The 23,008-nt window shown below is 58.0% G+C and carries 44 protein-coding genes; 2 read left to right on the top strand and 42 right to left on the bottom strand.

Translation table 11 applies throughout. The annotated features are described in order from the left end of the window. Positions 1-187 precede the first annotated feature (187 nt). Together V2I08_RS05610 and V2I08_RS05615 are read left to right on the top strand one after the other, a co-directional pair. A complete protein-coding gene (locus V2I08_RS05610) occupies positions 188-517 on the top strand; it encodes a hypothetical protein (protein WP_349634208.1) in 330 nt (109 codons plus the stop codon). A 693-nt stretch (positions 518-1,210) separates the two neighbouring features. Beyond that, complete coding sequence (locus V2I08_RS05615) at positions 1,211-2,524, top strand: tyrosine-type recombinase/integrase (RefSeq protein WP_349634209.1); 1,314 nt, start codon at positions 1,211-1,213, stop codon at positions 2,522-2,524. On the opposite strand, the gene V2I08_RS05620 is transcribed toward V2I08_RS05615, so the two are convergent. The 42 genes from V2I08_RS05620 to V2I08_RS05825 all read right to left on the bottom strand — a co-directional run bounded on the left by V2I08_RS05620 (position 2,512) and on the right by V2I08_RS05825 (position 22,981). Next, a complete protein-coding gene (locus V2I08_RS05620; RefSeq protein WP_349634210.1) occupies positions 2,512-2,829 on the bottom strand; it encodes a hypothetical protein in 318 nt (105 codons plus the stop codon). The genes V2I08_RS05615 and V2I08_RS05620 overlap by 13 nt on opposite strands. 66 nt (positions 2,830-2,895) lie before the next feature. Further along, positions 2,896-3,186: a hypothetical protein gene (locus V2I08_RS05625; RefSeq protein ID WP_349634211.1), complete on the bottom strand. Its 291-nt coding sequence runs from the start codon at positions 3,184-3,186 to the stop codon at positions 2,896-2,898. Beyond that, the gene (locus tag V2I08_RS05630; RefSeq protein ID WP_349634212.1) at positions 3,183-3,530 is read right to left on the bottom strand and encodes a hypothetical protein; all 348 of its coding nucleotides are present in this window, start codon (positions 3,528-3,530) and stop codon (positions 3,183-3,185) included. The genes V2I08_RS05625 and V2I08_RS05630 overlap by 4 nt, the downstream gene beginning before the upstream one ends. Beyond that, positions 3,530-3,739, bottom strand: a complete 210-nt coding sequence (locus V2I08_RS05635; protein ID WP_349634213.1) for a hypothetical protein — start codon at positions 3,737-3,739, stop codon at positions 3,530-3,532. Before V2I08_RS05635 ends, V2I08_RS05630 begins: the two co-directional genes overlap by 1 nt. Then, positions 3,736-3,948, bottom strand: a complete 213-nt coding sequence (locus V2I08_RS05640; RefSeq protein WP_349634214.1) for a hypothetical protein — start codon at positions 3,946-3,948, stop codon at positions 3,736-3,738. The genes V2I08_RS05635 and V2I08_RS05640 overlap by 4 nt, the downstream gene beginning before the upstream one ends. Positions 3,949-4,006: 58 nt before the next feature. Continuing rightward, positions 4,007-4,300 carry a hypothetical protein gene (locus V2I08_RS05645; RefSeq protein WP_349634215.1) on the bottom strand — a complete coding sequence of 98 codons (294 nt, stop codon included), beginning with the start codon at positions 4,298-4,300 and terminating at the stop codon, positions 4,007-4,009. Beyond that, on the bottom strand, positions 4,294-5,112 hold the full coding sequence (locus V2I08_RS05650) for a DUF6011 domain-containing protein (protein ID WP_349634216.1): 819 nt from the start codon (positions 5,110-5,112) through the stop codon (positions 4,294-4,296). The genes V2I08_RS05645 and V2I08_RS05650 overlap by 7 nt, the downstream gene beginning before the upstream one ends. 186 nt (positions 5,113-5,298) lie before the next feature. Next, the gene (locus tag V2I08_RS05655) at positions 5,299-5,760 is read right to left on the bottom strand and encodes a hypothetical protein (protein ID WP_349634217.1); all 462 of its coding nucleotides are present in this window, start codon (positions 5,758-5,760) and stop codon (positions 5,299-5,301) included. A gap of 34 nt (positions 5,761-5,794) precedes the next feature. Continuing rightward, a complete protein-coding gene (locus V2I08_RS05660) occupies positions 5,795-7,243 on the bottom strand; it encodes a nicotinate phosphoribosyltransferase (protein ID WP_349634218.1) in 1,449 nt (482 codons plus the stop codon). 14 nt (positions 7,244-7,257) lie between these two features. Further along, positions 7,258-8,382: an NUDIX domain-containing protein gene (locus V2I08_RS05665; RefSeq protein ID WP_349634219.1), complete on the bottom strand. Its 1,125-nt coding sequence runs from the start codon at positions 8,380-8,382 to the stop codon at positions 7,258-7,260. A gap of 47 nt (positions 8,383-8,429) precedes the next feature. Beyond that, positions 8,430-8,861, bottom strand: a complete 432-nt coding sequence (locus V2I08_RS05670; protein WP_349634220.1) for a membrane protease subunit — start codon at positions 8,859-8,861, stop codon at positions 8,430-8,432. Positions 8,862-8,958: 97 nt separating this feature from the next. Next, the gene (locus V2I08_RS05675) at positions 8,959-9,339 is read right to left on the bottom strand and encodes a hypothetical protein (RefSeq protein WP_349634221.1); all 381 of its coding nucleotides are present in this window, start codon (positions 9,337-9,339) and stop codon (positions 8,959-8,961) included. After that, the gene (locus tag V2I08_RS05680; protein ID WP_349634222.1) at positions 9,339-9,734 is read right to left on the bottom strand and encodes a DUF2958 domain-containing protein; all 396 of its coding nucleotides are present in this window, start codon (positions 9,732-9,734) and stop codon (positions 9,339-9,341) included. The genes V2I08_RS05675 and V2I08_RS05680 overlap by 1 nt, the downstream gene beginning before the upstream one ends. Beyond that, positions 9,734-9,910 (bottom strand): hypothetical protein, encoded by a 177-nt coding sequence (locus V2I08_RS05685; RefSeq protein ID WP_349634223.1) that lies wholly within the window; start codon positions 9,908-9,910, stop codon positions 9,734-9,736. The genes V2I08_RS05680 and V2I08_RS05685 overlap by 1 nt, the downstream gene beginning before the upstream one ends. 77 nt (positions 9,911-9,987) lie before the next feature. Beyond that, positions 9,988-10,287: a hypothetical protein gene (locus tag V2I08_RS05690; protein ID WP_349634224.1), complete on the bottom strand. Its 300-nt coding sequence runs from the start codon at positions 10,285-10,287 to the stop codon at positions 9,988-9,990. Between the two features lie 31 nt (positions 10,288-10,318). After that, a complete protein-coding gene (locus V2I08_RS05695; RefSeq protein ID WP_349634225.1) occupies positions 10,319-10,606 on the bottom strand; it encodes a hypothetical protein in 288 nt (95 codons plus the stop codon). Next, positions 10,603-10,929 (bottom strand): hypothetical protein, encoded by a 327-nt coding sequence (locus V2I08_RS05700; RefSeq protein WP_349634226.1) that lies wholly within the window; start codon positions 10,927-10,929, stop codon positions 10,603-10,605. The genes V2I08_RS05695 and V2I08_RS05700 overlap by 4 nt, the downstream gene beginning before the upstream one ends. Before the next feature lies 1 nt (position 10,930). Then, positions 10,931-11,122, bottom strand: a complete 192-nt coding sequence (locus tag V2I08_RS05705; RefSeq protein ID WP_349634227.1) for a hypothetical protein — start codon at positions 11,120-11,122, stop codon at positions 10,931-10,933. Further along, positions 11,119-11,556 (bottom strand): hypothetical protein, encoded by a 438-nt coding sequence (locus V2I08_RS05710; protein ID WP_349634228.1) that lies wholly within the window; start codon positions 11,554-11,556, stop codon positions 11,119-11,121. Before V2I08_RS05710 ends, V2I08_RS05705 begins: the two co-directional genes overlap by 4 nt. Positions 11,557-11,626: 70 nt before the next feature. Next, positions 11,627-12,553, bottom strand: a complete 927-nt coding sequence (locus V2I08_RS05715) for a hypothetical protein (RefSeq protein ID WP_349634229.1) — start codon at positions 12,551-12,553, stop codon at positions 11,627-11,629. Between the two features lie 57 nt (positions 12,554-12,610). Then, a complete protein-coding gene (locus V2I08_RS05720) occupies positions 12,611-13,048 on the bottom strand; it encodes a hypothetical protein (protein WP_349634230.1) in 438 nt (145 codons plus the stop codon). Beyond that, positions 13,045-13,365: a hypothetical protein gene (locus V2I08_RS05725; RefSeq protein ID WP_349634231.1), complete on the bottom strand. Its 321-nt coding sequence runs from the start codon at positions 13,363-13,365 to the stop codon at positions 13,045-13,047. Before V2I08_RS05725 ends, V2I08_RS05720 begins: the two co-directional genes overlap by 4 nt. Then, positions 13,358-15,415 (bottom strand): hypothetical protein, encoded by a 2,058-nt coding sequence (locus V2I08_RS05730; protein WP_349634232.1) that lies wholly within the window; start codon positions 15,413-15,415, stop codon positions 13,358-13,360. The genes V2I08_RS05725 and V2I08_RS05730 overlap by 8 nt, the downstream gene beginning before the upstream one ends. A 1-nt stretch (position 15,416) precedes the next feature. Further along, positions 15,417-15,638: a hypothetical protein gene (locus tag V2I08_RS05735; RefSeq protein ID WP_349634233.1), complete on the bottom strand. Its 222-nt coding sequence runs from the start codon at positions 15,636-15,638 to the stop codon at positions 15,417-15,419. After that, complete coding sequence (locus tag V2I08_RS05740; protein WP_349634234.1) at positions 15,635-15,793, bottom strand: hypothetical protein; 159 nt, start codon at positions 15,791-15,793, stop codon at positions 15,635-15,637. Before V2I08_RS05740 ends, V2I08_RS05735 begins: the two co-directional genes overlap by 4 nt. Before the next feature lie 409 nt (positions 15,794-16,202). Then, complete coding sequence (locus tag V2I08_RS05745) at positions 16,203-16,604, bottom strand: DUF2493 domain-containing protein (protein ID WP_349634337.1); 402 nt, start codon at positions 16,602-16,604, stop codon at positions 16,203-16,205. Between the two features lie 226 nt (positions 16,605-16,830). Continuing rightward, positions 16,831-17,094 carry a hypothetical protein gene (locus tag V2I08_RS05750; protein WP_349634235.1) on the bottom strand — a complete coding sequence of 88 codons (264 nt, stop codon included), beginning with the start codon at positions 17,092-17,094 and terminating at the stop codon, positions 16,831-16,833. Positions 17,095-17,152: 58 nt separating this feature from the next. Next, the gene (locus V2I08_RS05755; RefSeq protein WP_349634236.1) at positions 17,153-17,776 is read right to left on the bottom strand and encodes a hypothetical protein; all 624 of its coding nucleotides are present in this window, start codon (positions 17,774-17,776) and stop codon (positions 17,153-17,155) included. Between the two features lie 8 nt (positions 17,777-17,784). Then, the gene (locus V2I08_RS05760; protein WP_349634237.1) at positions 17,785-18,159 is read right to left on the bottom strand and encodes a DUF1653 domain-containing protein; all 375 of its coding nucleotides are present in this window, start codon (positions 18,157-18,159) and stop codon (positions 17,785-17,787) included. A 52-nt stretch (positions 18,160-18,211) separates the two neighbouring features. Further along, positions 18,212-18,433, bottom strand: coding sequence for a hypothetical protein (locus V2I08_RS05765; RefSeq protein ID WP_349634238.1), 222 nt, complete (start codon positions 18,431-18,433; stop codon positions 18,212-18,214). 67 nt (positions 18,434-18,500) lie between these two features. Next, the gene (locus V2I08_RS05770) at positions 18,501-18,761 is read right to left on the bottom strand and encodes a hypothetical protein (RefSeq protein WP_349634239.1); all 261 of its coding nucleotides are present in this window, start codon (positions 18,759-18,761) and stop codon (positions 18,501-18,503) included. A 4-nt stretch (positions 18,762-18,765) separates the two neighbouring features. Then, entirely contained in the window at positions 18,766-18,945 is a 180-nt protein-coding gene (locus tag V2I08_RS05775) for a hypothetical protein (protein ID WP_349634240.1), read from the bottom strand. Then, complete coding sequence (locus V2I08_RS05780; RefSeq protein ID WP_349634241.1) at positions 18,938-19,633, bottom strand: hypothetical protein; 696 nt, start codon at positions 19,631-19,633, stop codon at positions 18,938-18,940. Before V2I08_RS05780 ends, V2I08_RS05775 begins: the two co-directional genes overlap by 8 nt. 3 nt (positions 19,634-19,636) lie before the next feature. After that, the gene (locus V2I08_RS05785; RefSeq protein WP_349634242.1) at positions 19,637-19,807 is read right to left on the bottom strand and encodes a hypothetical protein; all 171 of its coding nucleotides are present in this window, start codon (positions 19,805-19,807) and stop codon (positions 19,637-19,639) included. Next, a complete protein-coding gene (locus V2I08_RS05790; RefSeq protein WP_349634243.1) occupies positions 19,807-20,055 on the bottom strand; it encodes a hypothetical protein in 249 nt (82 codons plus the stop codon). Before V2I08_RS05790 ends, V2I08_RS05785 begins: the two co-directional genes overlap by 1 nt. A 404-nt stretch (positions 20,056-20,459) precedes the next feature. Further along, positions 20,460-20,801, bottom strand: a complete 342-nt coding sequence (locus V2I08_RS05795) for a hypothetical protein (RefSeq protein WP_349634244.1) — start codon at positions 20,799-20,801, stop codon at positions 20,460-20,462. Then, the gene (locus tag V2I08_RS05800) at positions 20,798-20,959 is read right to left on the bottom strand and encodes a hypothetical protein (RefSeq protein ID WP_349634245.1); all 162 of its coding nucleotides are present in this window, start codon (positions 20,957-20,959) and stop codon (positions 20,798-20,800) included. The genes V2I08_RS05795 and V2I08_RS05800 overlap by 4 nt, the downstream gene beginning before the upstream one ends. Then, positions 20,956-21,150: a hypothetical protein gene (locus V2I08_RS05805; protein ID WP_349634246.1), complete on the bottom strand. Its 195-nt coding sequence runs from the start codon at positions 21,148-21,150 to the stop codon at positions 20,956-20,958. The genes V2I08_RS05800 and V2I08_RS05805 overlap by 4 nt, the downstream gene beginning before the upstream one ends. Beyond that, on the bottom strand, positions 21,150-21,386 hold the full coding sequence (locus V2I08_RS05810) for a hypothetical protein (RefSeq protein ID WP_349634247.1): 237 nt from the start codon (positions 21,384-21,386) through the stop codon (positions 21,150-21,152). The genes V2I08_RS05805 and V2I08_RS05810 overlap by 1 nt, the downstream gene beginning before the upstream one ends. Next, positions 21,386-21,685: a hypothetical protein gene (locus tag V2I08_RS05815; RefSeq protein WP_349634248.1), complete on the bottom strand. Its 300-nt coding sequence runs from the start codon at positions 21,683-21,685 to the stop codon at positions 21,386-21,388. Before V2I08_RS05815 ends, V2I08_RS05810 begins: the two co-directional genes overlap by 1 nt. 207 nt (positions 21,686-21,892) lie before the next feature. Then, a complete protein-coding gene (locus tag V2I08_RS05820) occupies positions 21,893-22,216 on the bottom strand; it encodes a hypothetical protein (protein ID WP_349634249.1) in 324 nt (107 codons plus the stop codon). A 27-nt stretch (positions 22,217-22,243) separates the two neighbouring features. After that, complete coding sequence (locus V2I08_RS05825) at positions 22,244-22,981, bottom strand: hypothetical protein (RefSeq protein ID WP_349634250.1); 738 nt, start codon at positions 22,979-22,981, stop codon at positions 22,244-22,246. Positions 22,982-23,008 lie beyond the last annotated feature (27 nt).

Genomic DNA, 23,008 nt, shown 5'->3' on the forward strand with positions numbered 1-23,008 from the left:
GCCTCGATGGCGGGGAGGCTATGGAGTGTCCAACTGGGTTCGAACCAGCGACTTAACAATCATAGCTTGATAGAAAATCAATATGTTGTCTCCTCTGTAAGTGCTACTATCCTGCAGTGTAGCCGAATTTATTGAAATAAAAAATGACGGCATGATAAAGGAATCTGACTGAATTTTGGAGGTGAAAATGGGACCGCTTGCTACAACTATCTCGGCTGCGGGTTTTGTAATCATAGGATTGGCGGGCGCAGCTTATTTTGATGAACTCCATCCAATCATTCGAATTGGCGCGATTTTGATTGGAATTGCGCTTGCCGTCGTTGCTATCTTACATTCAAGATCAAAGACTTCTAATGAATCGGCTGCTGTCTACAATACAAAATTACCATCGGTTCGGATCAGGAACGCAACCAATGCAAAGCTCGAAGATTTTCACTCTACGTCTGATGCTCCGTTACTCGATATCTCAGATGGCACTGGCGCGAGGATCAAAGGTATGTTCCACAAACCGCGATAAGCACCGATCGATAGATGCTAAATCAAAATATGCTACCAATTCTAGCAACGCGGCGGCCATTCTGATCGAAGGTCCTGACGCAGCTTTGCATATGAGTAACGTGCGAATCATTAATGCGCCAATAGGATTGGGAGGGTTTCTCAATCAAGCTAACCTAGCAGACTTGGAGTTTAATAACGTCACTCAGCCTATAGATGTCGATTCTGCGGAAGATGCCTATATTCGCCGCATCAGAATTGATGATTAACAATTTGACGCAAGGAATTATTTTGAAGAGGCTGTGACATTTTCGACAGATATGGGCAGCTTGCGAGTAATGAAAATAGCGGAGGCACGTAGTGTGCCGCGGCATTTGTCGATTAAGAATCGCCCGGTAGGGCGTTAGCAATCCACATTAGTCGAAATGAATGTCGAAACGCGCAAAAACACCACGGCAGAAAACCCAATGATAACAAGGGTTACGGTGGTGAGTCCAGCTGGGTTCGAACCAGCGACCTACTGATTAAAAGTCAAACCATTGTTGACCGAGAGTGACACACAGTGACTTTTTGATACGTCATATTCGTTTCAAAATATACAGTCACGGTCAGTAGTGATGGTTTTTCCTTGACTTCTGCGGTTTGTGTGACATTGAGGTGCAGACTAAATGCAGACTAAATTCGCTCTGTAACGCCTTACCGACACAGGAAACCCATGCAGAAGCTCCTCACCGACAAGTTCGTTCAAGGCATCAAGGGCACTGGCAAGCTCCAGCGCTTTGCGGATACGTTGGCTCCCAACCTCATGCTCAAGGTGCAGCCTACCGGGACGAAGGTATGGGTGTGGTCGGGGCGCGTTGACGGTAAGATGACGGAGAAGACGCTCGGTCGGTATCCTGCTCTCGATCTCGCCGACGCTCGCGAGCAAGCGAATGAACTGACTGTCCGACGCGACACCGGCGGTGAGGTCACCACGCTCAAGGAGGCCCGTCAGGAGGCCGAACGAAAGAAAGAAGTTGAGCAAGCTGCTGCCGCGTTCGAGGAGCAGGTGCGCTCTATCCGCACCTGTCAGTGGTTGTTCGAGCTTTATATGGAGCACGACGGTGGAGCTAAGAAGACTGCGGCCGAGAAGTGGCGCGTCTGGAACGTGGACATCAAGCCAGTCGTCGGTCACATGCCTGTCGAGGACGTTGACCATAACATCCTGATGGACATCATCACCGCGAAACATAAAGTCTCCCCGATCTCGGCGCGGAACTTGGTGGCGCATATTAAGCGCACCTTCCGCTGGGCAGTGACCCATGGACGGCACCTTACGAAGATGACGGTGAACCCGGCGGTCGATCTCTTCAAGATCGCTCCCAAGGCGGAACGGAAGCGTTTCCTCAACGAGTTTGAGATCGCTTGCTTCTTCGAGGCTGTGGCAGAGATGGGAACCTCGGCCAAAGAGGGACTGATCCTCGTTGCCTATACCGGGGTGCGGCAGCAGGAATGCTTTGCGGCCAAGTGGAAGGAGTTCGATCTGACCAAAGGCTACTGGATCATCCCGGCGGATCGCACAAAAAATGGTGTCGAGCATTTGGTCCCGCTTCCGGCCACCATGCTCAGTTTGGTGAAGGCGTTGAAAGCCGGTCAGAAGGTGAAGTCGGATTTCCTCTTCCCGCAGGACAGCGACCCGACGCAGTGCCGTCCCAAGACCTCGTTCTCGAACATCATCGAGAGCATGAACATCAAGACGGCGCGGATCGCCGCGAAGAAGCAGCCGGGAGTCGAGGTCGAACACTTCACGATCCACGACCTGCGGCGCACGATGGTGTCACATATGAACGGGATGCTAGACGACGAAGATGAGCCGATGATCCCGCAGGACATCGTGGAGCGCTGCGTCAACCACACTATCACCGGTGTGGCGGGCACCTACAACCGGCACGCCTACCTCAAGGAGAAAAAGCGTGCCTTCCGGCTGTGGGCTGAGCAACTGAATAAGATTCGTGGGATCAATGTGGTGGAGATCGCTCAGGCCGCGTGACGCGCCAGCTTCCATCTCACATATTCGGTTCGATCATAGCGAGGCGACTTCCCGATCATCATCACCGGCGGGAAGTCGCCTTCTTTGCGAAGACGCCAGATCGACATGCGGGACAACTGTAGGTCGGCCCGGATGTCTTCCAGCGTGAGGGTAGGGGGCAGGGAGCCCTCCTGAATGGCCCTCAGATCGTCAAGGAGTGATGTGTTGCCAGTGATGAGGGCAACATGCTCAGCGGACAGTTCGAGCCCCTTGCGGGTGTCTGAGGCGGTGTCCAAGGCGATGATAAGGTCGGCGATCGTGCTCATGCAGATGTGTTACCTGCTGAGACGTTTGGTGTCAATCTAAACTGTCATTAGAGTCATGGGTGACAGCTAAGGTAGAGGGATGACTTCGGCCCCATAATATTGCTTGTCTTCGTCCGTCTCCGGTCGGCAACGTGGGCAGCGAGGATCATCGCATTGATGCACCTCCCGCCTCACCCAATTGAGTGCGTCAGTGACGGTATCTCCGTTATCGCGGTCGAAGCCCTTGCTGTAGCCGTCAGAGCAGCGGCCGTAGCGGTTCCAGCCCTTGGCGAGTTGGACCATGATGAGATCACCGCCCTGCTCGATGGTGACCTCCCGGACACGCTTGTGGCTGCGGATGGTGTCGATCGTTTTCACGACTCCGGTTCCTCTTCCAGATCGTCAAGGATAGCGATGATCTCTTCGAGCTTCTCCTCGTCGAAATCTTCGTCGATGTCCTCCAGCATGGTCCCGGCCTCATCGAGCGCGTCGATCCAAGCCCGCACAGACGTGCCGGTGTCGCCTTCCTGCCACTTCTCCGACTTCTCGTTATAGTCGTCGTCGAACGCGCCGACCAAATCATGGTTGATGAACTCGCGAGCCGTCTCGATCTCCTCGTTGAAGGCTTTGACCGCAGCGATGATCGCTAGGCCTTTTTCGCGGAGCTTGGTCGTGATGGCGTCGCGCTGCTTCTGCTTCGCGGCGGTGATCTTGAACGCCATCAGATGTCTCCCTTTTCAATCCCCAGAGCCTCACGGAGCTTGCGGCCCTTTTCGGTCCAGCAATAGGTGTGATCGATGAGACCAGCGGCTTCGAGTTTGATAAAGGAAGCCCGGCTGAAATCACCACGGCCGTCAGCGGCGTGGAGGGCTTTCAGGATCGGGCGCGGGAGCACGCTTGCGATGGCGCTGCGGAGGAGGGGGTCGCTCAAAGTTCAGTCTCCTGCATGATCTCACGCATCTGCGTGGCATCGATGTAGCGCGGCAAAATGGCTTCAACAAGCTGGAGGCGCTCTGCGTCGTCCAAGAGCTTGCGGAGAAGACCGGCCCGCACCATGGTGCTGTCATAGTCACCGTCGCGGGCGGTCGTGTTGCGAATAAAGCGTATGTCTGTGATGCTACTGGCGGCTAAAAGGGTCATGAGTTTGTCTCCCGATTCGGTTGCGGTAAAATCCGTATAGGAAGAAACTTCCTGCTCGTCAATTCTTCATTTTATCGACGAACTCCTTCGCCTGTCCCATCCAATATGGAGGAGCCATGCCGAGGACATTAGCAAGGATGATCGACAGCGCGTAGATTTGCCCGTCGAGGACATGTCCGTCACGCTGCGTCTTGAGCGGCTGGCTCCGTTTGTCGGTATAGGTCAGCAGCCACGACCATACCGTGGTGGCGGTTTCATCAAACTGCCAACCGCCGGGCGCGGGGAGGGGTTTCGGTCCGGAGATCGTATCGAGTGTGAGGGTCTGCATTCGGTGATCGTCGAGGTTCACCATCCCATCCTCCCCGCACAAATCGGTCCGATGCCGTCATCGATCGAAGCGTGATTGGTAAGCCCACGACCACAGACGGAGCAAGCACCTTCCCGGCGGCCGTAAGCGATGGCGGCGGCGTGCGGATCGGCCGCAGCGGTGAGGATAGCTTCCTCATGCTCTGGGGTGCATTCACGCGACTTGAAGAACTTACCACCCTCAATGCGGCCGAAATAGGCTTCCACCTCCTTATCGGCGAGGCGGATGTAGATGACGCCCTTGTCCGGCTTGTAGGCGAAGCGGTAACGGTCGAGGCGAAGCATCGGAGCCTTCACCTGATTGGCGGCGGCATTATCGAACGCGGTCATGATCTTCCCAAGGTCGATGACCTTCGCGGTCTCGATCGATTTGACCTTCGCCTCGGCGCGAGCGATGTCCTCTGCCATAAAGCGACGGATGAGGGCAACCTTGCCCTCGGTGAGGTCGCCGAACTTGGATAGATCGATCATCAGGTTCGAGGCGATCTGGAAGCCGCGAGCGATGGCCGCCGTCAGCCACGCAAACTCCTCCTCGTGAGCCGCCTTCCACGCTTCGATCTGCACCTGCTTCTTGTTTGCCTTGGCGTTGCGGGCGGCAGCGCGCTTCTCTGGCGACTGCTTGTAACCGATCTTTCCCTCGCCTTTGCACTTGAAGCAGGAACCGACGACGCGGCCGGTGTAGCTGCGGAACACCTTGGAGCCATTGCAGGCCTTGCAGGTGTCATAATGCAGCGCTTCGATCGCGGCTGCTGGAATCTCGCGGAGCGGTGCGCCGGGCTCCAGCTTCTCGCGATCCATGTCCGAAAAGATGTCGGCGCTATCGAGATCGTCCGAGAGATTTGCGAAGGCATTGCACATGAACTTTACTCCCGATTCGTTCCGTTGATAGCTCCTGATAGGAATAAACTTCCGGTTCGTCAATGAGAAAGCCACGCACAAAAAACCCGGCCATAGCCGGGTGGTTTGACAACAACTTCCTGAACGTCACCGAGCAAGCGGGTCATTGGCTCCCTTGGCGCATTGCGTGAGGGCATAAACCGGATCGTTCGATTGCGGCGTCATAGCGAATAGCTTCACCCCCTCGACTTCGAAGCCGATCGTATCGCGCATGAACATTGACCGGATCACCGATCCCCGATCGACATCTATGAGGATCGAATGGACACCATTCTGTTCAGAACCCCGTCCCGTGACCTGCACCGGCTTGCCCTTGAAGCGCACCACAAGATTGTAGGTTTGACCCTCTCGGATCGAACGCCACGCCGTGTTTCCGATCGACACTCTGGCGTTCTTCTGCCCCGGTAGGAGAAAGACCATGAACAGCGAGTCGTCAACAAACTTCGCGGCTGCGCCGCACTCTCCGCCGCTGCCTTTCATCATTTCCCAGCCAGCAACGAAGCCAGTGGTTTGAAGAGAAGCAGCGACGAGGAGTGAAAGTGCGATCATGGTATCTCCTTGGCAGAGGTTTCCTAACGAAGGGTTACGAGGCGCTCACACGAGCGGCACGGGCCATTTCCCGCACTTCGGCAAACGACCGGGTGTTGACCACCTTACCGTCGCGGAAGACAGGCTGGAGGTAGTTGTGGCGGCCCTCCAGTTCCTCTTCGGCGATCGTCTTCCACTTGTCGTCCTCGCGGATCACCGCGAAACGACCCTTCTTCGACGCCTTGCTGGGATCAGTCTTGACCAGCTTTTGGATTGCCCGCGTTTCGCCGCCCACGATGACCTCTGACGACTTCATGGCGAAGCGGTGGGTGTCGCGCTCGGCAGCATGGACCAGCAGGCCGCCGCCGGAGCCGAAGTTCAGGTTATCGAGCGACCATTTGTGATAGACGACGCGCTGCATGATGCGGCGCAACGTCTCCTCATTGATGCCGTCGCCCTGAATGACCCGGACATATTCCGGCAGGACGCGGAAGCCCTTCTCGTTGACCGTCCACCCGAAATATTTACCGAGCAAGTCGAGGACGTGAACGACGTTGATGATCGGATCGCCGCTGTCCGGCCGGGTGACCAGCGTCATGTGACTGTTGATCAGCAATTCCTTGAGCGTCGTGCCCCACATCTTGATGTGTTCGTCCTGATCGGTCGTGTCGTTGACGATCGAGACGGCATTGCGCCCGCCGGTGATGGGATTGGGCTTCGAACCGAAGCGCACCAGTGCCTGCCGACACAAAAGCTCTTCACGATCCATCCCGACGCCCCATGCAGTGGTGACCGAGTGCTCGGACGCCGGGATCGAGAAGCCGGGCATCCCCGTCCATGGATAGGCGTGCTTGGCAAAGCGAATGCCCATCAGGTTGTCGGTCACCTGAAAGTTCACGAGATGGGCCATGCCACCGATCGCCGCGCTTTCGGTCGAGTGAGCGCCACGCGCGCCGAAGTCAACCAGCTTGAAGTCAGCCGTCGAAGGGTCGCCGCTCACGTCGAGATAGCGCTTGATCAGCCGCCACCAGCGCATCGACCGGGTTGCGATCGTCGTGGGGTAGGAGGCCCGCATGTTCGACGCCTCGAAATAAGGTGCGATCCCGGCGAGGTCCTCGTCGTCGGACTGGAAGGTGGAAAGAACGGTGCCCTGCGGCACGATGACACCTTCGGGGAGCGAGGAGATCAAGATCGGTGCGACGCCATCATAGCGGTTGACGATCCGCACCCACGGCTTGCGATCCATCTCGATGCCGTGGTCGGCGAGTTCCCCGTAGGTCTCGTCGATCATTGCGTGGGTGACGCGCTGCCCCTGATAGTAGCGCATGATATATTGCTGGCCGAACCACATGACCTCATCGAACTCGCCGCCCTTGCGAGCTTCGAGGTAGCCGTAGCTGCTCGTGAGTTCATCGGGCGCGAACGAGTGATGCGTGGTCTTGTAGGTGTCAGTGTTGAGGATGGGCTGCGTGAGAAGCTCGCCGATGTTGTCAATGAAATGCATGGTGGCGACCCTCCTTAAATCACGATATTGCGGAACTGGTCGGCCCAATATTGGACCTGATTGAAGTGATCCTCGAACATCATCGAGCGAGTGATCTCATCATCGGCCCACCAGCGGGCTTCACGGGCATCATCAGCCCCTTTGACGATTGGTTGGCGGGTGCCCGGCAGCAACGCGCCATGCGACATCGAGAATGTGGTCTCGCGGGTGGAGCGCCATGGGTCGTCGAACATCTTCTCGCCACGGATGCAGAGGTTCATGAACTCGCGATCGATGTCCTCATTGAGGTCATAGATACCAGTCTCCTGACCGACCTCATCGAGCGCCGCACCACGGAACGTTTGCTTCGCCAGTTTGTGGCCGCCGGGGACCGCCCACAGGCCTTCGCCGGGCATCCGGTCGCGACGGACAAGCAGGGTGTATCCGGCCTGCTTGACGACCATATCGGAGGTGGGGAACTGCTGGCGCTCGCCGGTGAAGGGGTTACGTTCGAACAGGTCGAGATATTCCGCCATGAAGAGATACTCGGCGCGCATCTGTTCGAAGTCGGATGAGTGGACCCATTCGCGGAGAAAGAGATAGGGGCCGATCGGAATGCAGGGCACGTCTGCGTGTATTTTGCGGACATATTCCGTGGGGTCGGCGGCCCGATACAGGTCGTTGCGAAGCGTCGTTGCGTCCAACCCTTTATGCTTCACCGTGGCGGCGATCGACGCCCACTTCGGAAAGAGCTTGAGGTAATAGGACGAGGCGTCCTTGGCATGACCGATCAGGGCAATCTTCGCTTCGCGATCCGGGAAGAGCCGCGCCGCCTGCGTTGCGACCGTCTTCTGGACGGTGCGGACCCACGCCATATCGCTCTGCTGATCTTCGATGCCGAAGATGAAGACACGATCGTTCTGCATCGGTGTAAGCGAGGCGCGAAGCATCGCATAGACCTGTTCGAACGTGAACGGGTTGCGGAAATTGATAGGCTCGTTGACCGAGCCGACCGTCACGAACACATATTGGGCGTGCTCCAGACCTTCGACGATGACTCCAACATGGGCCTCGGTCACCGGGCGCATCCGGCCGTTGAAGAGGCAGATGTCGTGATCGTGGACGGCCGACTTACCGCTTATCTCATACTGTCCGAACATGGGTGTCTCCCTATGGTTGGCCGGGCCGAAGCCCGGCGTTGTTGGAATTATTCAGCGGGCTTGAGCAGTGGTCGGCGGCTGGATTCCGTGATCGGGATACCGGCTTCCGTGGGGACGTAGATCACTTGGTTCTGCGTCTCCTTGAAGGCCTCGATCTGCAGGTAGCGGAGATAGCCTTCCGGACCGCCGAGCTTGCCCATCACGATGTCATTGGCTTCCGCCGTGCCGCGAGCGCGGGCGACCTCAGCTTCCGCTTCATAGATCGCGCTCTCCTTCTTCGCCTTGGCTTCGAGGGTCTTGATCTGGCGGTTCTGGGTGGCCTCGGCCAGCGCGGCGCGCCCGGCGGTCGTCGCGTTCCAGACGCGGGTCGAATTATAGGCAGCGCAGCCGCCCAGCCCGCCGCCGACCACGACGAGAAGCAAAATCAGAATGGCACCAGCGATAGCAAGAATGTTACGCGGGGTTTCGGCACTGGACATGGGTGTCTCCCTAACTGTTGTTGATGACAGTCTGGCTAGACACCTACCTGATTCGCGTCAAGCGAAAATGGCTAATAGTGACAATAAAAATCGGCACTCAACTTGGGATGTGTGACACCTCAATGCCAAAGGTCTCGACCTTGTATGCAAGACTCCGCAGCGCGGTCGTCGCTTCCGTCTTCATGGCCCGGCTGAGCGAGGCGCGGTCATAGCTGTCGAGCCACGAGGTGTTCGACACGCATAGCTCCAGAATGTCAGCCTGCAGTTGGGTGTAGGGGCCTTTGAGAACATGTCCCTCCAGATGGTCGAAGAACCATGCACAGGCGGTCACGATGTCCGGGCGTTGATGGCCGCGTTGGAGGAGGATGAAAAGCGGATCGGCCGGACCGTCAGTTTCACGGTCCGGCACGTCGCCGATCTGGGCGAGGCCCCACATGATGGCCTCGACCTCTTTGGGAGTGATGGTGACGCGGGTCATCAGCTTTTCATGCGCTTCTCGTGCATCAAAGCCGTCGAGATGCTCCCGCCGTGTTTCGTCGCAAGCGTCGCCCATTCACCCACGGTGTGATCGGTGTGGAAATGCAGATCGCGTTCGACCGGGAGGCCGAGCTTTCCGCGCACGGTTGCGATCTCTTCAAGGCTGGCAGACCCAAGCTCTGCGAAGCCCAGCCCAAGGTCACACAAGCCGAAAGCGAAGTCAGGCATGTCAGGGTCCACCTCGGACAGTAACCACGTCGCACCGGCGTCCGGTGTGAACAGCTTGACGACCGGAACGTGATCGATCCCACCTTCGTTTGCGGCCGACGCGCGGCCGTTTTCGAGCAACTTGTCGAGTATGTCTTGCGGGAGCGGCTTCATCTGGATGTTCTGCATTATTCCTCCTCTGGATGTTGTGCAGCCATGGCGTTGCACCATTGCATGTGGATGGGGATGGGCATCTCGAAATTTGGCACCTTGATGGCACCGAAGGCATCCTTGCCCAAGGTCTGGTATCCGGTGATCACGATCAGTCCCTTGCGGAGCATGGAGTCCTGCAAGCCCGGCGTCATCCTTGGCTGGGATTGGCCGCAACCGATCTCGTCAAGGACGCGACGCTCGGCCTTCGTGGTGCCGGGATGTTTTACCTTCACCGGACGACGCAGACGCGGTAATAATCGAACTGGTCGTAGAGTTCGTTCAGCGCTCCTCGGATTTCGCAAACCTCCGGATCAACCATCTCCAGATCGTCGAGGGCGCGCTCGATGTCGTCGATCATGTCAGCGGTCGCTTTGGTATTTTTGAGAACGGCCTTGGTCCGATCGATGATGACCCGGCGCGTGTCCTCGATCTCGCTGACCGGCGTGACGCCTTCCTCCCAATCGCCGATCTGCTCGGCGAGCCCGCTGAATGAAACTTGGAAGCGCCAACCGCGTCCAAAGGCTCGCATCCCGGACATTGCAGCTTGAGACATCGGCATATCATTCACTCCCTTTGATGAAGAAGGCGTCGGACACCTCCGGCTCCCTCATGATGTCTTCTTCAAGCAGCTTGAGCTTGATGTCGCGCCGTTCAAGATCGTCCTCGTCCGGTGCCCAATCTCCCCGGTCGATCCACTCCATCATCTCAGGGAGATAATGGCTGGTTGCGATCTTTTCGAAATGAGCGCGGGCGGCGTCGCGCGCTTCTTCTGCATGGCGGCCGATCGCGAGGATGTCTCCTTGGGCGTATTGAGCGAGGGCTTTGCTCGACCAGCGGAAAATTTTCACAGCGTCAGGTCCCCATAGTTGGTCCCGGCCTGCACGATAGCGCCGGTGCGCTCATCCCAGAAGATGCGGGTCAGCATGATCTTGCGGCCGGAGACCTTGTGAGTCCACGTCATGTCGCAGGTGATCATGTCGTCGAACACGACTTCGGGATCGCCATAGCGCGTCCAGTCGATGTCATATCCGTCGAGGTAGTGACGCTTGGCGTCGCGGATCATCCGCTCCAGCTTGCGCCGTGCGATCGAGCCGCCAATCTGCTTGAGAGGAAGGTGACCATAGAGGTTGACCTGTCCCATGATGTCGGTGGTGTAATTTTGGACCTGCATGTCAGAGCTTCTCCGCCATGGCGTCATCGATCAAGCGACGGACTTCGGCGCGAGTTTCGCGGCTGCTGGTCTCGTAATGGACGCCGAAGCCCTTGTAGAGACCAAGGCGGGTCGCGATCACCGCGTTCCCATAACGCTCGCACTCGACATATTCCTGAGGGACTGCGATCAGATGCCAGTTGGTCGCCATCATACGTTACTCACCTTGGTGATGAGAGCGGCGAGGCGGTCCATCTCAATCTTCACGTCGTCGTCGGCCTTACCGGTGCGGTCAAGATACTGGCTCTGGACGGTCAGCAGCTTGGAGTGTCGATCCTGCAGAGCGATGCGGATGTCACTCAGTTCGCTGACTGCAAACGACACGGAAGCGGCCGTGATGGTGCGTGCCCATCCGCTGGGCTCCGCCGCTGCCCGGTCTTCGTCGAACGCACGGACTTCGGCCGCCACCGCGTCAGCTTCTGCGATCCAATTTTCGAGCGTCAGATCATTGAGACGCGGAACCATGACCATGGTCTGCTTACAGACTTCGGTGCCCGCACCGGCGAAATAGAAATACTTGTCGCCCTTGACCAGTTCTAGGCCGGGGTGTTTGTGCGCTATAGCTTTGTTGACAAAGGAAAGTTTCATGCGGCGTCTCCCTGATTCGTTGCGGTAATCTCCTAATAGGAAGATTTTTCCGGTTCGTCAATCAAGAATCTCACGGTTCCCCTTCCACGAAGTAATCCACCTTCTTGGATGAGATGAAGGACTCTGCGACTGCCAATTTGTCCTTGATGGCGTCGCGATATTCCCATGGCAGGTGGACGCAGACAACGTGATAGTGAGCGTTGCGGTCGCGGACAGATCGGGGCAGGTCGCTGTCGTAGCTCTCGCGAACCATGACCTTGCCTTCATAATTTGCCTTGGCCCACACCTTGAGGCGCTCGATCCGTGCTTTCTTCTCCGCGTCCTCCTTCTCAAAGAAGGCCCGGCGCTCTTCGTGGCTCGCTTCATTCGAAGGCCAGTCGAGGGTGGTATAGAAGGTGATCTTGAGCTTGCCCGGCTTGGCGTCGCGGGCGGCCTTGATCTTGGCACGCTCTTCCATGGCGTCAGCCTCGACGGGATCATAGGCTTTGCGGAGAGCGCGTTCGCGGCCGGTGGCGCGCACGTCGATGCCGACGATCTGGCCGCGCTTCCATGCATCCACTTTCTGCTGGAGAAACTCGGCAAAGCGGATGTGATGGTTGTGCCGGGCGATAGCGGTTTGGATCGCAGACTGTAGTGTCCTATCCCAATGGGCGTGACCGGGCGTCACCTCTTCGGATCGGGTTTCGTTGCGCCGCGTGTCGGGGTTATATTCGTCCCACCGGCGCGTCAGAGGGCCAGCGTATCCCAGCGTCGAAAGCTCGGACTTGCGTTTTTGCTGCTTGTCGGCGTTTTGGTGATGACGGACGATGATCGTCTTGGTCAGTTGAAAGTCATACTCGAACGGCGCGTGGTCGTGACCCTCACAGTTGCCGAGGATGAAACCGATGCCCGGCCGCTGGTAGCCGTGGAGGACAATGAGCTTCGATGCCTCATTGACCTTGAACTCGCCGAAGCAGGCTTGGCAGGTGCCGATGAAATCTTCCGTCACTTTACGCATAGCCTGTCTCCCGATTCGTTCCTGTTGAACTCCTCATAGGAAGAATATTCCGGTTAGTCAATTCTTATACGACTTCGGCTTCATCATCTCCACGCGAAGGCGTTTCTTTATCGCCAGCACCTCAGGCAGGTGATTTACCTCAAGCTGTGCCTCTTCCAAGGTAGTTGCCTTTAGCGGGAACATCTCGGTGCGGGTGCCGCCGGGCTCTTTAGTCGCTTTGATCCAGAAGAACTTCATTTTGGTGATGCCGTGGAGGGCGAGAGCGGCCGTCCCGGTCAGCGTGAAATTCCTCGTGACGATGCCTTCTACCACCGTCGCCTGCAGCGCGCCGATGATATTATCCGGCCCAGCCAGCATCGCCATCATCTGTGCCTTGACCGCATCCTTGTGGAGGATCGGATCATCGACAAGATAAAAGCCCTGAAACTCGTTCAGGGCTGGGAGAACCACGGCACCATAGCCTATGGTATGTTCGGATATTTCGGTCATCATCATCCCCGTGCAATTGGATGCTTCTCCCAGAACTCGGAGCTATCGACAAGTCGATAGTCCATTCCATAATGGGCGCACAGCAGCGGCATGATCTTGGCCAGCATGGCGTCTGTGTCCTTCCCATATAGCGATCCGGTCTGGATTTCGAGCGCACCGTCGAGACCGTAGATGTCGAAGTCGATCTCATGCTCGATTGCGGTGATGGGGCCGGTATTGTGGTAGACCGGCATCTTGACGTAACCCTCGCCCCGGCGCTTCGGGACGAGGATCGCGATGCAATGATCGATGGCGTCGAGGCAGACGAGGAGGGTTCTATCCAAGGATGATCCCCGGTCCCTTGTGGAAGTCCCGCACCTCTCCCGCCGGAGCAGTATAGTTCTTCTGAATATGCGAGCGGGCACGCTTGGACAGGTAGATGCGAAGGCTGAACCGCATCTGCTTCCACGGGTTTGTCGCAGCCCAATGAAGGGGATCAATGCGGTCGAGGATGTGATTGCCGACATAATCGCGCTGCAGGTCCCAATGCTGTAGAATATCGGGAAGCTCTTCGACAGGGACGCCGGTCAGGAGGCACAAATGCTCGATCGTCCGAGGCGTGAAAAGGAACTCCCATGACGCGGCCGTGTCGTTCATGAAGCATCGCGCCGGGTTCCAACCTTTGTGGAGGGAAATCTGAGCGAAACTTGCCCAACCGAAAGAGTGGTGGTCTTTGCTTTTCATGCTCTCGACGGACGCGATCTGCTGCACGGTGTTCGCGTCCGATCGCATATAAAGTGCATCGGGGACGATCAGAGGATAGATGTTCTCAATGTTCGCGCGGACACGCTCCTCGAACCACTTCTCGATCTCTTTCTTCCGGGCATGATATTCCCGGTCGGCCTCCATTTGCAGCGCTCGTGCGAAATTATAGCGGGCGATGAACTTGCGATCGGCGTCGAGCCTCGCAGCAGTGCCAAAGCTGGTGCTATCTACTTCTCGGATCGAATACAGCGTGATGCCGTCACGCTCCCGGTTGTTGAAAAACTGGAAATTTTTGAACTCGCCAGCCTGCATCGACTGCACCTCGTCGATCACGGTAAGGCTTTTCCCATTTCCAAAAGTGTCTGGCTTGACGCTGTTAGAGGAAAGGAACCGGACCTTGTTGTCGGGTGCGGCAATGCAGTTGAGCGCAGCCTCGCCCACGAGGTGGGAGTAACGGTCCTCCATCCACTGGTTGTGACCGGCCCCCTTCTTTCCGATCGAGTCATCGTCGAGTGCGTCCGTCTTCACATCGGCGACAGTGAGGCGTGGCAGGTTCAGCGGTTGATAGCCGACGACCGGGAGGTTGGAGCGGGCGGCTGATACCAGCGTCTTGCTCTGGTTTTCTAACCGGATCATCTCGCCGGTGTAGGAAAGCTCCTTCCGGGGGATCGGATTTTTCCAGTAGCGGTCGAGGATGAGGTCCATCATCAACGTCGTCCACACTGCCTGTGCGGGGTCCAACTTGTTCAGCGCCGCGATCTCGATGTGATGAGGCTGGTGCGGGGTGAGACCCTTCTCCTTGGACTCACGATATTTGTCGTGGAAGGGGTTACCGTCCTCGTCGTAGGCGATTTTGAGGAACTGGTATGGGAACCAGTTTTTCCCCGCGCGCGACGCAAACTCCCGGTCCGGGCGGCGAGACATATCGCGCCCCATAGGATGTGCATATTCAGGAACGTCAGTCAGGGTGATAACGTTCGCGCCGTTGCGGATGCCGATGGTGAAGTAGCTGAAAAGCTCGTCCGGATCGCGGATGAGGTTGAGGGAAATACCGGAGGGCATTCCGCACAAGTGATCGACCATCGAGTTGACGTTCCAGTAGGAAAAGACCTTCTCGTTGTAGATGGGCTTGATCGCTTCGTGGTCCACGTCGCCCTGCAGGAAGTGGTCCGACCGCAAGCGCTTTGCTGACAGGAGGGCGTCACGACGCAGGAACGCCACATGGTCTCGGCGATCGAGCACCTTATGGATGTCGGCGGCTGCGAAGCCATAGGATAGCATGGCGAGACGGAGGCGCTCGATGAACTCGTCACCGGCACGCATGATCTCCGGTGCGCGGATGAGCTTCTTGAACTCCCGCACTTTCGCCATGTAGTCGAAAACCTTGTCCTCGTCCGCATCGAACTCGGCGATCGTGATCTTGGCTTCCCTGAAATACTGCCCAGAGAAGGCGTCGAGGAGGAAATAGGTGGTCAGGAGGGTAGGGTCCAGTTCCATGGACTCCTTCATCTCCTCGGACGCGCGCCGCCACTCCCAATCGCCGAACGTCATGCTCTTGGCGTTGGGGTCCAGCCCGGTAAGCTCGAACCATAAGGTCATGGCGCGGTTGAAGGATGCGGCGTCGATCATGTCAGAAATAGCTTTCGGTCAAAAGGCGAACTGCCAACATCTCAAGGGTGGTAGGCTCATCGCCCAGCGCCTTGCGGATAAACATGCGCTCGATGTCGTCGATAGCGTCCTGCACCTCTTTCTCGGTCACCTCCATGAAACCCGTATTCGGGCGAATCAGGACAGGTCCTCCCTCAACTTTGGGGCGAAAAGTGGCGCGGAGGTGAGCTATAGTCATGGTCATTTCCGCACTCCTTCGTCGATCATGAACAACTCGCCATCTTCGATCTGCACGATCTGCCACCAGTCGATGCCGTCCATTTCGGCAACGCAGCGGATGGCGTCGTTATAGTTCTTGAATCGACCGACACCATCCTTGAGGTCCTTGAGACCGCCCAACGGGTGGTAGGTCGATCCGGCGAATATGATGTAGATGAGTGCCTCCTGCGATTCGTTCCTGATGAACCTTTGATAGGAATAAACTTCCGGTCCGTCAACACGTCACCGTCATGGTCCACCAGTTCGGCCATTAACATGGATCAATCCGGAAGGCCTATTCGTTCTACCAGAAGGTTCAACAACGGAGCGTTCAACATGCAACTCTATGAGATTATCCTGATGGTCGGCGGCGGGTTCAGCCTGCAGGGGCTGCTCGATCTTACGAAAGCAGCCTATACAGCCATGGCCGTCGTTCGATAGCAGCGGTCAGCCAGTCCAGTATCAAATCAATCTTGAGGGCTTCCCGCAAGGCGGCGCGGAACGCCCGGAGAGCGCGGTCCATCTCTTCATAGGGATCATGTGTCATGCCTCAGCCCCATGCCGTAGCGTCCGAGAACGGATCGTCGTGAAGATTGAAGAAGACCCGTTCGATCGCCATCTTGCGCGCCGTCCGAGTGCAGTGTTGGGTGCCGGTGCCGCCGGGGAAGACCAGAAGGATGTCAGGCTTGAAGTCCTCCAACATCTCCTCGTTGCGGATACTGCCCGCTGCGTCTCCCCAACGGTCCCAATCGGCCTCGTAAGGGATTACCGGAACACCGGCGCGTTCGGCCCAGAGGCGACAGAATGTGTCAACGCCAGCAGCTTCGCCCTCTGCAAGCGCGCTGATCTGGCCCCACCGCTCTTCGAACCGATTGATGCCGCGCCAGACAAACGCTTTATCCTTCCACGCTCTGCCGCCGGTCACCGCCACGCGCCACTGATCTCGTGGCACCAAGTCCGATGAGGGTATGACGAATGGCGGAGATGTGATTTTTGACACCTCGAAAATCTCCGCAGGATGAAGGGAAGACGACAAATCGGGTTTTGTCCCGATAGGATAGGTGGAGGCGGTTGTGCTTCTTGCCGCGCTCAACCCGTGCGATCGATACGCCGGGCCAGTGCCGGACCTCGCGCGTGGCTTGTTCCGTAAAATCGAGGGTGGTCCCCATCGAAGTAGCTCAGTTGATCCGCCAAACGATCGCGCGCTTGCCGCTGTCGTTCAAGCGTCGCAGGCCGCTGTCGGCGATCTTACCTTGGCTCCGCAATTCGGTGGTCCGTGGACGCACATTGAGCCGATCGGTGTCGATGAAGACGGCGCACTCGTCGGCCGTCAGACCGTCTTCGCCCGCCTCGCGGAGGGCAGCGAGCACCATTTCACGAACAATCGGAGCAGTGGGTTTGATCGCCGTCAGGGCAGCGGCAGAGGTGTCGGTGTGGTTCATAGGGCTACACTCGGTATCAGGATGAAGACGAGGAGGGCGGCGGCGCAGGCGATCCGTTTCATGCGAAGTTGTCGTCGCCATGCCACCACAGGTTCCACGAGACGAACGTGATCCGGAACCAGTCGGGGAGGGCTGTCAGCTTCGTGATCAGCCCGGCGGTCAGTGCGGCGGAGCCGAGCAGCAGGAAGTAGAGCGGGAACAGGAACGTCGTGACGCGGCGCAGCAGCCGAGGCCACGCGATCGGCGTCTGCAGGTGGCTCAACAGGCCGTCCAAGTAATGGAGGATGCGGTCGAGAATGCTCAAGCGAGGCGGGGTCGCGAAATAGGCATGAAGACGCTGACAGGCCTCCATGTCCATCTGGCTATAGGTGTAGAACGGCGAGGCAGAAGCGTGCAGTCCCGATTCAAAATCGAAGCTGGTCACCCCGGCGACACGCTTCCCATCCACATACACCCCGGATAGGTGGGGCGTGTCGGAGAGGTGCGGCGTGGATAGGTCGGTGAAAAGACTCTGCCCCGGCTCCAGATAGAGCAAGCCGCAGTCGATGACGGTTACATCTCCGAGGTAAGCGACCATGCCCAGACGAACGGCGTCTTCGCTCGCCTTCTCGATCCGTATGGTGTCCCCGGATGCAAACTCGACGTAGAGGTAGGGGACCATGTTGATGATGTCTTGGGTCATTGGACCTCCTATGCGGCCACGGCCGCGTAAATTTCGATGCGGCGAACAGCCGTGAAGCGCTCGGTCTGGACCGGCGTCCCGCCGGTTTCGATCGTCACGGTTTCACGCCACTCATCCACCGGACGGTGAAAAGAGAGCCCGGAGAGATCAGGTTCGCCCATGTGGACACGTCGCAGGCCGTGGTAGCGATCTTCCTCCAGCTTCTCAGCCGGGCGGTAGACCACCTCAACCTCGCCGGTAGATTCCCGGACGGACATTCCAATGACCTCGTAAACGTCACCGGATGTGTGTCGCCAGAATGATCCGACTGGAATTTTCATCGCGGCTATGCGGCACGCGGCTGCAAGCGTGTTGAGTGACGGACGGACAGGCTTGTCAGCCATTATCAATCTCCTCTATGTTGGTGAAACTGTCACGGCTGGACGCAATTATGCCTCAGCTTGCCTTGGTTTCATTGAAGTCGAGCGTCGCAGCCGCGACGAGATAGGCCTCGATTTCCTCATCGCGGGAGGTCGTCTCCTGCTTGATGTTGTTGGGCATCCGGTCGCCGAACACCGACTTCAACTTATTGTTTTCGGCCTGCAAGGACGCAGCGAGCGCCCGCAAAGCCTGAGCGGCCAAGAAAGACTGGCGGGTGGAAAGCGTGGTGTTGGTCATGGTGTCTCCCGATTCGTTTCGTGTGAATCCTGACTACCACACGCAGTGCTGGTGTCAATTTAGAATGTCACTCGGTGCGACGCATAAGCTCGAAAAGAGTGATTGTGGACGCGGTAGCATCGGCCGCCGCCTGCTTCGCGACGCCGGACGGTTCGCCGAACATCTTGACGTGGAGGGCTTCGAACTTCTTGCAGGCGTTGACGGCACGCTTGTGATGCACGGGATCGTTGAACACCGCGTCGGCGTAGCTCTCCCGCTCCTCGATCGCGTGGTTCAGGGCTTGACGGATCGTCTGCCAGTCGGCGTCGGTGAGGCGCGGGCGCGTCATACGGTCAGTCCTCCATGTCCGGCAGAGGGCGGACCCAATCGACCTGCTGCTCGCGAAAGGCGTCGCGGAGAGACGTGCCCGTGTCGAGATCGGTGGCGAAGGCCTCGGCGTCTTCCGCGTCCTCGGCTTCGATCTCGAAGAAGTGCTCGCGGGTCTCGATCACGCAGACCTCAAACTTAGGCATCGCTGCTATCCTCGATCTGGAGAGGCAGGACGCCGCCGGTGAGTTGCTCCAGCCCCGCGCGTTGGATCATGCCGAGCATGTAGCCCTGCACCTCCTGCTTGCCACGCTCGACCGTCTTTTCCATGTGCTTGTCGGCGCTCTCGACGATCCATGGTATGCTGCTGGTCAGGGTGGAGCGAGCGGAGCGGACCTTCTCTCGCAGCGCCGCCGCTTTCGTCTTGGACAGGCCACTCTCTTCGATCAACTTGTCGAGGGCGTCCATCTCGGCGACAGCCTCGGCGAGGTCTTCCTTGATCTCGCCCGCATATTGATCATGTCGTGCGATCGGCGCAGGGATGCTGGGGATGATCTTACCGTCGAAGCGCTGGAGAGTGCATGGCACACCGCCTCCCATGTTGAGCGAGGAGACCAAGGTGGCCCATTGAGATTCTGACATCGCCACTTCGATCATCGGGTTATGCCCGGAGTGATGCCAATCCTTGTTCAGATGGCGCATCATGCGGCTCGGCTGGACGCGCAAGACCATATAGTGGTTATGCTTGAAGTCGCTGTCGTAAAGCGTGACGTTCCCACCAGAGACGCGGCTGACCTCGATCTGGGCGTAGGCAGGATGGGTATATTCCAATTCGTCCGAGTTGCCCGGACCTTTTCTTGGCGTGATGGTCGGTTCTTCCACGGTTCTACTCAAGGGTCAGTCCTCCCATGCCTGTGTTTCGGCCCATGCCATACGCTCTTCCTGATCCGTGCGCTCACCGGCGTCACGGAGCTTCTTCTCCTCGATGCGGCGGGCGGCGTCGGCCTGCTCCGCGTCTAGTCGCCGCTGCTCCATGTCGAGGCGACGATCGTCGGTCCAGTAGGCCATCAGAAGAACACAATCGGTGAGTTGTCGGGGATAGCAGGCTCTTCGATCTTCTCGATCTTCAACTTCCCATCGACCTTGGTTACCTCGGCCCAGCCAGACAGGTCGTTGCCAGAGAACAGATTACGGGCCAGCTTCTTACTCGCCCAGCCCGAATGATCATAACCATGTTCGCTCAAATACTCGAAGGCCTCGCCCCAATACTGAACGAAAAGCGGACCGTCGTGGCGAAGGCTGTGATCGATGCCCATATCCTGTGTGTCTCCCGATTCGTTCCTGATGATCTCTCATAGGAATAATCTTCCGGTTCGTCAACTTTTCCGTGACATCTTCCGCGATCTGGATGTTGCGGGCTGATGCATGAAGGTGACTCCCGCCCCGTGACAGCACGGACACGGCCAATATTCAAGGCCGCGTGCGAAGGTCACAAGGTTTCCAGCACCTTTGCAGACGGGGCACAGCGTCATATCAAACGACCTGCTCCGCTGGTTTATAGTCAGGACAGGTCGTGTGGAGTGGTGACATGCTGACCGGCGCGCCGGGACCTCCCCACCACCGGTAAGCGGCCTGACGCTGGTCTTCCGTGAAGTTTCGGCTGCAATCCAGCACCGAACAAGGTGCGGAACAGAAGGTCTGATCGCGAAAGCACATCATGTCAGAATCCTCTCGCAGTGAGATAGTCCCGCCCTTTTTGAGTGATTTGGTAGGAGCCAGTCGCGTAGCCGTGTGCTTGGAGCCACGAGCAACAAGCGTTCATAGCTGCCCCACTGGACCACCCGGTGATCGTCTCACCGTTGAGGATGCGGAGAACCTCTTCCTCATGCTGCGTCATTTCAACCGGCGGCGACACCGGTTCTGGTATCGGCACCAGCCCGATGTGCGTCATGTCGATCATCTCGCCGTGGATCGCGTGATCGTATCCGGCTTCCCGCAGCTTCTTCTCGATCCACGTATATACAGCGGCCGGGACGGGGAGGGTGGCGACGGTATAGGTCACAGCAGCAGTTTCGCGTTGCAAGCCGCACCGGCGAGCGCGGCGGCGATGAAGGATGCCTTGATGACAATGTTGACAGCGCCATGCGAGTTCCAGCACCCGGCGGCGAACCCCAGCAGGAAGGTGCTGATGATCAGATAGATGGTCAGAAGTTCGTTCATTCGATGAAGATCCGTTCAAGGAGTTTGGAAAGGACGCGCCGAACGTCGGAGATGTCTTCAATGTCGGCGATCTCGTATTCGAGGTTCTCACGCGCCATGATGCGGTTGATTTCCCATGTCCCCTTACCTTCGGCGCGAAGCTGGGCGGCGCGCTGCGAGGGGAAGGGACGGAGGTGGCTGGGACCGGACATCAGTAAATCTGCTCGCGGCGCATGAAGCAGCGGATGCGGCCGATCAGGCTGACATCTTCGAAAATAAGGAGACCATGATCACCGATACCGGCAAAACGCCATCCGTTGCGGTGTATGTCGCGCGCTCTCTGGCCGATCGCGCTGTGTGGGTGAGCCGTAAGGGTGGTGGTCCGGTTGCGGCGTTGCGGCTCGCCGATGCGATTGCGGCGGTAGAAGAACAGCAGTCGGTATAGCATCAGGGTTCCTTTCCCCATGAAAGACGCTTGCCGATCGCGTCATGGAAGCCGGATACGCCGGACGAAATATTCCCTCGCGGCGCGCCGGTCTCCGGATCGAAGCAGGCCGACACGCGGCCCATGGCGACACCCTTGTGCCCGATGGGCAGGACAAGACGTTCGGTCACATCTCGACCGGTGCGTCCGGGTGACAGCGGGCCATCCCATGTCGTCATATCGACGACGATGCAGGCGATGTCGCGGGCGGTGGCGATCGACGGGATGCGGACTTTCGCCTTGCCCATATAGGTGACGGGCATCAGGTGGCTTCCTCTGGTTGCAGGATCAAAAATCCCGGCACGGCAGTTATGGCGCTGGGACATGGATGCGGACTGATCTTGGTCCACAGGTCCTGTAGCGCCAAGACAGCGCCCATCTCGGACTCCGCTACCACGGTGCCCAGATAGAAGGGTTTGTGGTCCCTGTAGCTACAGTGACCGACCCACCGGCGGAGCAGTGGGCGCATGTCAGCCGCCGATCGGAGCCCACAGCGCCTGCACGAGCTTGTAGCGCTCCTGCAGATATGCCGTGATGGCGGGTTCGTCGTCGGGCGTGATGTTGACCGCCACCTGCGAGATGCAGCCCCGGCGCTGCTGAACGAAGAAGAGATCGATGTTCAGCACCGCGTCTGCATCATCAGGATCGGGCTGGATCACGTCCCACCGATACAGATGGTTGTAGTCTGGGTCCGCGTCGGCCCAATCGAAAATGAAATCTTCCCAGCTATCATAGTGTTCGGAAAATTCTCCGGACCCATAATAGGGGTGATCGGCGGTGAGCAAACCAGCCATAGTGTCGTATCTCCCTGAAAATGTTGGTTAAACTGTCTCATGCAGACAAGCGAGAGGGTCTTGAGCGCCAGCCCGGCTCTGCACGTCGATCAGCGTCAGATTCCTGATCCGCGCTTTCTTGGACACGGCATTGTTGAGCTTGTTCACACCCATGACAATCGGTCGATCGCCTTCCCATCCCGTCACCACGACGACGGAGTTATGGAGGCTGCTCCGCTCGTTGCTATAGTGGCAGATGTCGCCCTGCTGGGGTTGATAGGCGTGTTCGAGCGCTCGTGCGGGCAGGTCATGGAACATACCGCCGTTGATCCAAGTCGGACCGTCGAGGAAGATGCGATACCGATCGCCGCGAACGCTTTTGATCCGACCGGTCTTCCCGTTCGCCGGGCTTTGGCTGTCAACGATCCGGACATGATCCTCTGGCATGAAATCCGATGCGGAGGTCGTGTGGGTTGTCATGGCCCGGATGTGATCGCTCACCGAATAAGGGGCGGGGACTTCGACCTTGTAGGCGGTCTTCTTCTTGACCACCGCGAACTCGACGCCCGGATACGCGACGGCCAAACGCTGCGCTTCCTTCTCCGCCTTGATGCGGCTCGGATGCTCGTGGCGCTTCTTGTCAATCTGCGGTCCGTTCATGTCGGTGCGAATGACATAGTAGGTGCCGCGCTCTTCGCCGAACGTCCGCTGCAGGTTCGGGGTGGCGGGTGGTTGCGCCACCGCCAGCAGCCGGTCTATCACGGCGTTCGTGTCGTCGATCGTCATTATGGTCACAGGAACAAGCCCTCTCTT

The organism is Sphingobium sp. MK2 (assembly GCF_040170545.1).
Lineage (GTDB): Bacteria > Pseudomonadota > Alphaproteobacteria > Sphingomonadales > Sphingomonadaceae > Sphingobium.

Excerpts from the sequence above, each read along its gene's own strand:
- V2I08_RS05610 (WP_349634208.1), top strand. The coding sequence starts at position 188 with ATGGGACCGCTTGCTACAACTATCTCGGCTGCGGGTTTTGTAATCATA.
- V2I08_RS05615 (WP_349634209.1), top strand. The coding sequence starts at position 1,211 with ATGCAGAAGCTCCTCACCGACAAGTTCGTTCAAGGCATCAAGGGCACT.
- V2I08_RS05620 (WP_349634210.1), bottom strand. The coding sequence starts at position 2,829 with ATGAGCACGATCGCCGACCTTATCATCGCCTTGGACACCGCCTCAGAC.
- V2I08_RS05630 (WP_349634212.1), bottom strand. The coding sequence starts at position 3,530 with ATGGCGTTCAAGATCACCGCCGCGAAGCAGAAGCAGCGCGACGCCATC.
- V2I08_RS05640 (WP_349634214.1), bottom strand. The coding sequence starts at position 3,948 with ATGACCCTTTTAGCCGCCAGTAGCATCACAGACATACGCTTTATTCGC.
- V2I08_RS05645 (WP_349634215.1), bottom strand. The coding sequence starts at position 4,300 with ATGGTGAACCTCGACGATCACCGAATGCAGACCCTCACACTCGATACG.
- V2I08_RS05650 (WP_349634216.1), bottom strand. The coding sequence starts at position 5,112 with ATGGATCGCGAGAAGCTGGAGCCCGGCGCACCGCTCCGCGAGATTCCA.
- V2I08_RS05655 (WP_349634217.1), bottom strand. The coding sequence starts at position 5,760 with ATGATCGCACTTTCACTCCTCGTCGCTGCTTCTCTTCAAACCACTGGC.
- V2I08_RS05660 (WP_349634218.1), bottom strand. The coding sequence starts at position 7,243 with ATGCATTTCATTGACAACATCGGCGAGCTTCTCACGCAGCCCATCCTC.
- V2I08_RS05665 (WP_349634219.1), bottom strand. The coding sequence starts at position 8,382 with ATGTTCGGACAGTATGAGATAAGCGGTAAGTCGGCCGTCCACGATCAC.
- V2I08_RS05670 (WP_349634220.1), bottom strand. The coding sequence starts at position 8,861 with ATGTCCAGTGCCGAAACCCCGCGTAACATTCTTGCTATCGCTGGTGCC.
- V2I08_RS05675 (WP_349634221.1), bottom strand. The coding sequence starts at position 9,339 with ATGACCCGCGTCACCATCACTCCCAAAGAGGTCGAGGCCATCATGTGG.
- V2I08_RS05680 (WP_349634222.1), bottom strand. The coding sequence starts at position 9,734 with ATGCAGAACATCCAGATGAAGCCGCTCCCGCAAGACATACTCGACAAG.
- V2I08_RS05685 (WP_349634223.1), bottom strand. The coding sequence starts at position 9,910 with ATGACGCCGGGCTTGCAGGACTCCATGCTCCGCAAGGGACTGATCGTG.
- V2I08_RS05690 (WP_349634224.1), bottom strand. The coding sequence starts at position 10,287 with ATGCGAGCCTTTGGACGCGGTTGGCGCTTCCAAGTTTCATTCAGCGGG.
- V2I08_RS05700 (WP_349634226.1), bottom strand. The coding sequence starts at position 10,929 with ATGCAGGTCCAAAATTACACCACCGACATCATGGGACAGGTCAACCTC.
- V2I08_RS05705 (WP_349634227.1), bottom strand. The coding sequence starts at position 11,122 with ATGATGGCGACCAACTGGCATCTGATCGCAGTCCCTCAGGAATATGTC.
- V2I08_RS05710 (WP_349634228.1), bottom strand. The coding sequence starts at position 11,556 with ATGAAACTTTCCTTTGTCAACAAAGCTATAGCGCACAAACACCCCGGC.
- V2I08_RS05715 (WP_349634229.1), bottom strand. The coding sequence starts at position 12,553 with ATGCGTAAAGTGACGGAAGATTTCATCGGCACCTGCCAAGCCTGCTTC.
- V2I08_RS05720 (WP_349634230.1), bottom strand. The coding sequence starts at position 13,048 with ATGATGATGACCGAAATATCCGAACATACCATAGGCTATGGTGCCGTG.
- V2I08_RS05730 (WP_349634232.1), bottom strand. The coding sequence starts at position 15,415 with ATGATCGACGCCGCATCCTTCAACCGCGCCATGACCTTATGGTTCGAG.
- V2I08_RS05735 (WP_349634233.1), bottom strand. The coding sequence starts at position 15,638 with ATGACCATGACTATAGCTCACCTCCGCGCCACTTTTCGCCCCAAAGTT.
- V2I08_RS05750 (WP_349634235.1), bottom strand. The coding sequence starts at position 17,094 with ATGAACCACACCGACACCTCTGCCGCTGCCCTGACGGCGATCAAACCC.
- V2I08_RS05755 (WP_349634236.1), bottom strand. The coding sequence starts at position 17,776 with ATGACCCAAGACATCATCAACATGGTCCCCTACCTCTACGTCGAGTTT.
- V2I08_RS05760 (WP_349634237.1), bottom strand. The coding sequence starts at position 18,159 with ATGGCTGACAAGCCTGTCCGTCCGTCACTCAACACGCTTGCAGCCGCG.
- V2I08_RS05765 (WP_349634238.1), bottom strand. The coding sequence starts at position 18,433 with ATGACCAACACCACGCTTTCCACCCGCCAGTCTTTCTTGGCCGCTCAG.
- V2I08_RS05770 (WP_349634239.1), bottom strand. The coding sequence starts at position 18,761 with ATGACGCGCCCGCGCCTCACCGACGCCGACTGGCAGACGATCCGTCAA.
- V2I08_RS05775 (WP_349634240.1), bottom strand. The coding sequence starts at position 18,945 with ATGCCTAAGTTTGAGGTCTGCGTGATCGAGACCCGCGAGCACTTCTTC.
- V2I08_RS05785 (WP_349634242.1), bottom strand. The coding sequence starts at position 19,807 with ATGGCCTACTGGACCGACGATCGTCGCCTCGACATGGAGCAGCGGCGA.
- V2I08_RS05790 (WP_349634243.1), bottom strand. The coding sequence starts at position 20,055 with ATGGGCATCGATCACAGCCTTCGCCACGACGGTCCGCTTTTCGTTCAG.
- V2I08_RS05800 (WP_349634245.1), bottom strand. The coding sequence starts at position 20,959 with ATGAACGAACTTCTGACCATCTATCTGATCATCAGCACCTTCCTGCTG.
- V2I08_RS05805 (WP_349634246.1), bottom strand. The coding sequence starts at position 21,150 with ATGTCCGGTCCCAGCCACCTCCGTCCCTTCCCCTCGCAGCGCGCCGCC.
- V2I08_RS05810 (WP_349634247.1), bottom strand. The coding sequence starts at position 21,386 with ATGCTATACCGACTGCTGTTCTTCTACCGCCGCAATCGCATCGGCGAG.
- V2I08_RS05815 (WP_349634248.1), bottom strand. The coding sequence starts at position 21,685 with ATGCCCGTCACCTATATGGGCAAGGCGAAAGTCCGCATCCCGTCGATC.
- V2I08_RS05820 (WP_349634249.1), bottom strand. The coding sequence starts at position 22,216 with ATGGCTGGTTTGCTCACCGCCGATCACCCCTATTATGGGTCCGGAGAA.
- V2I08_RS05825 (WP_349634250.1), bottom strand. The coding sequence starts at position 22,981 with ATGACGATCGACGACACGAACGCCGTGATAGACCGGCTGCTGGCGGTG.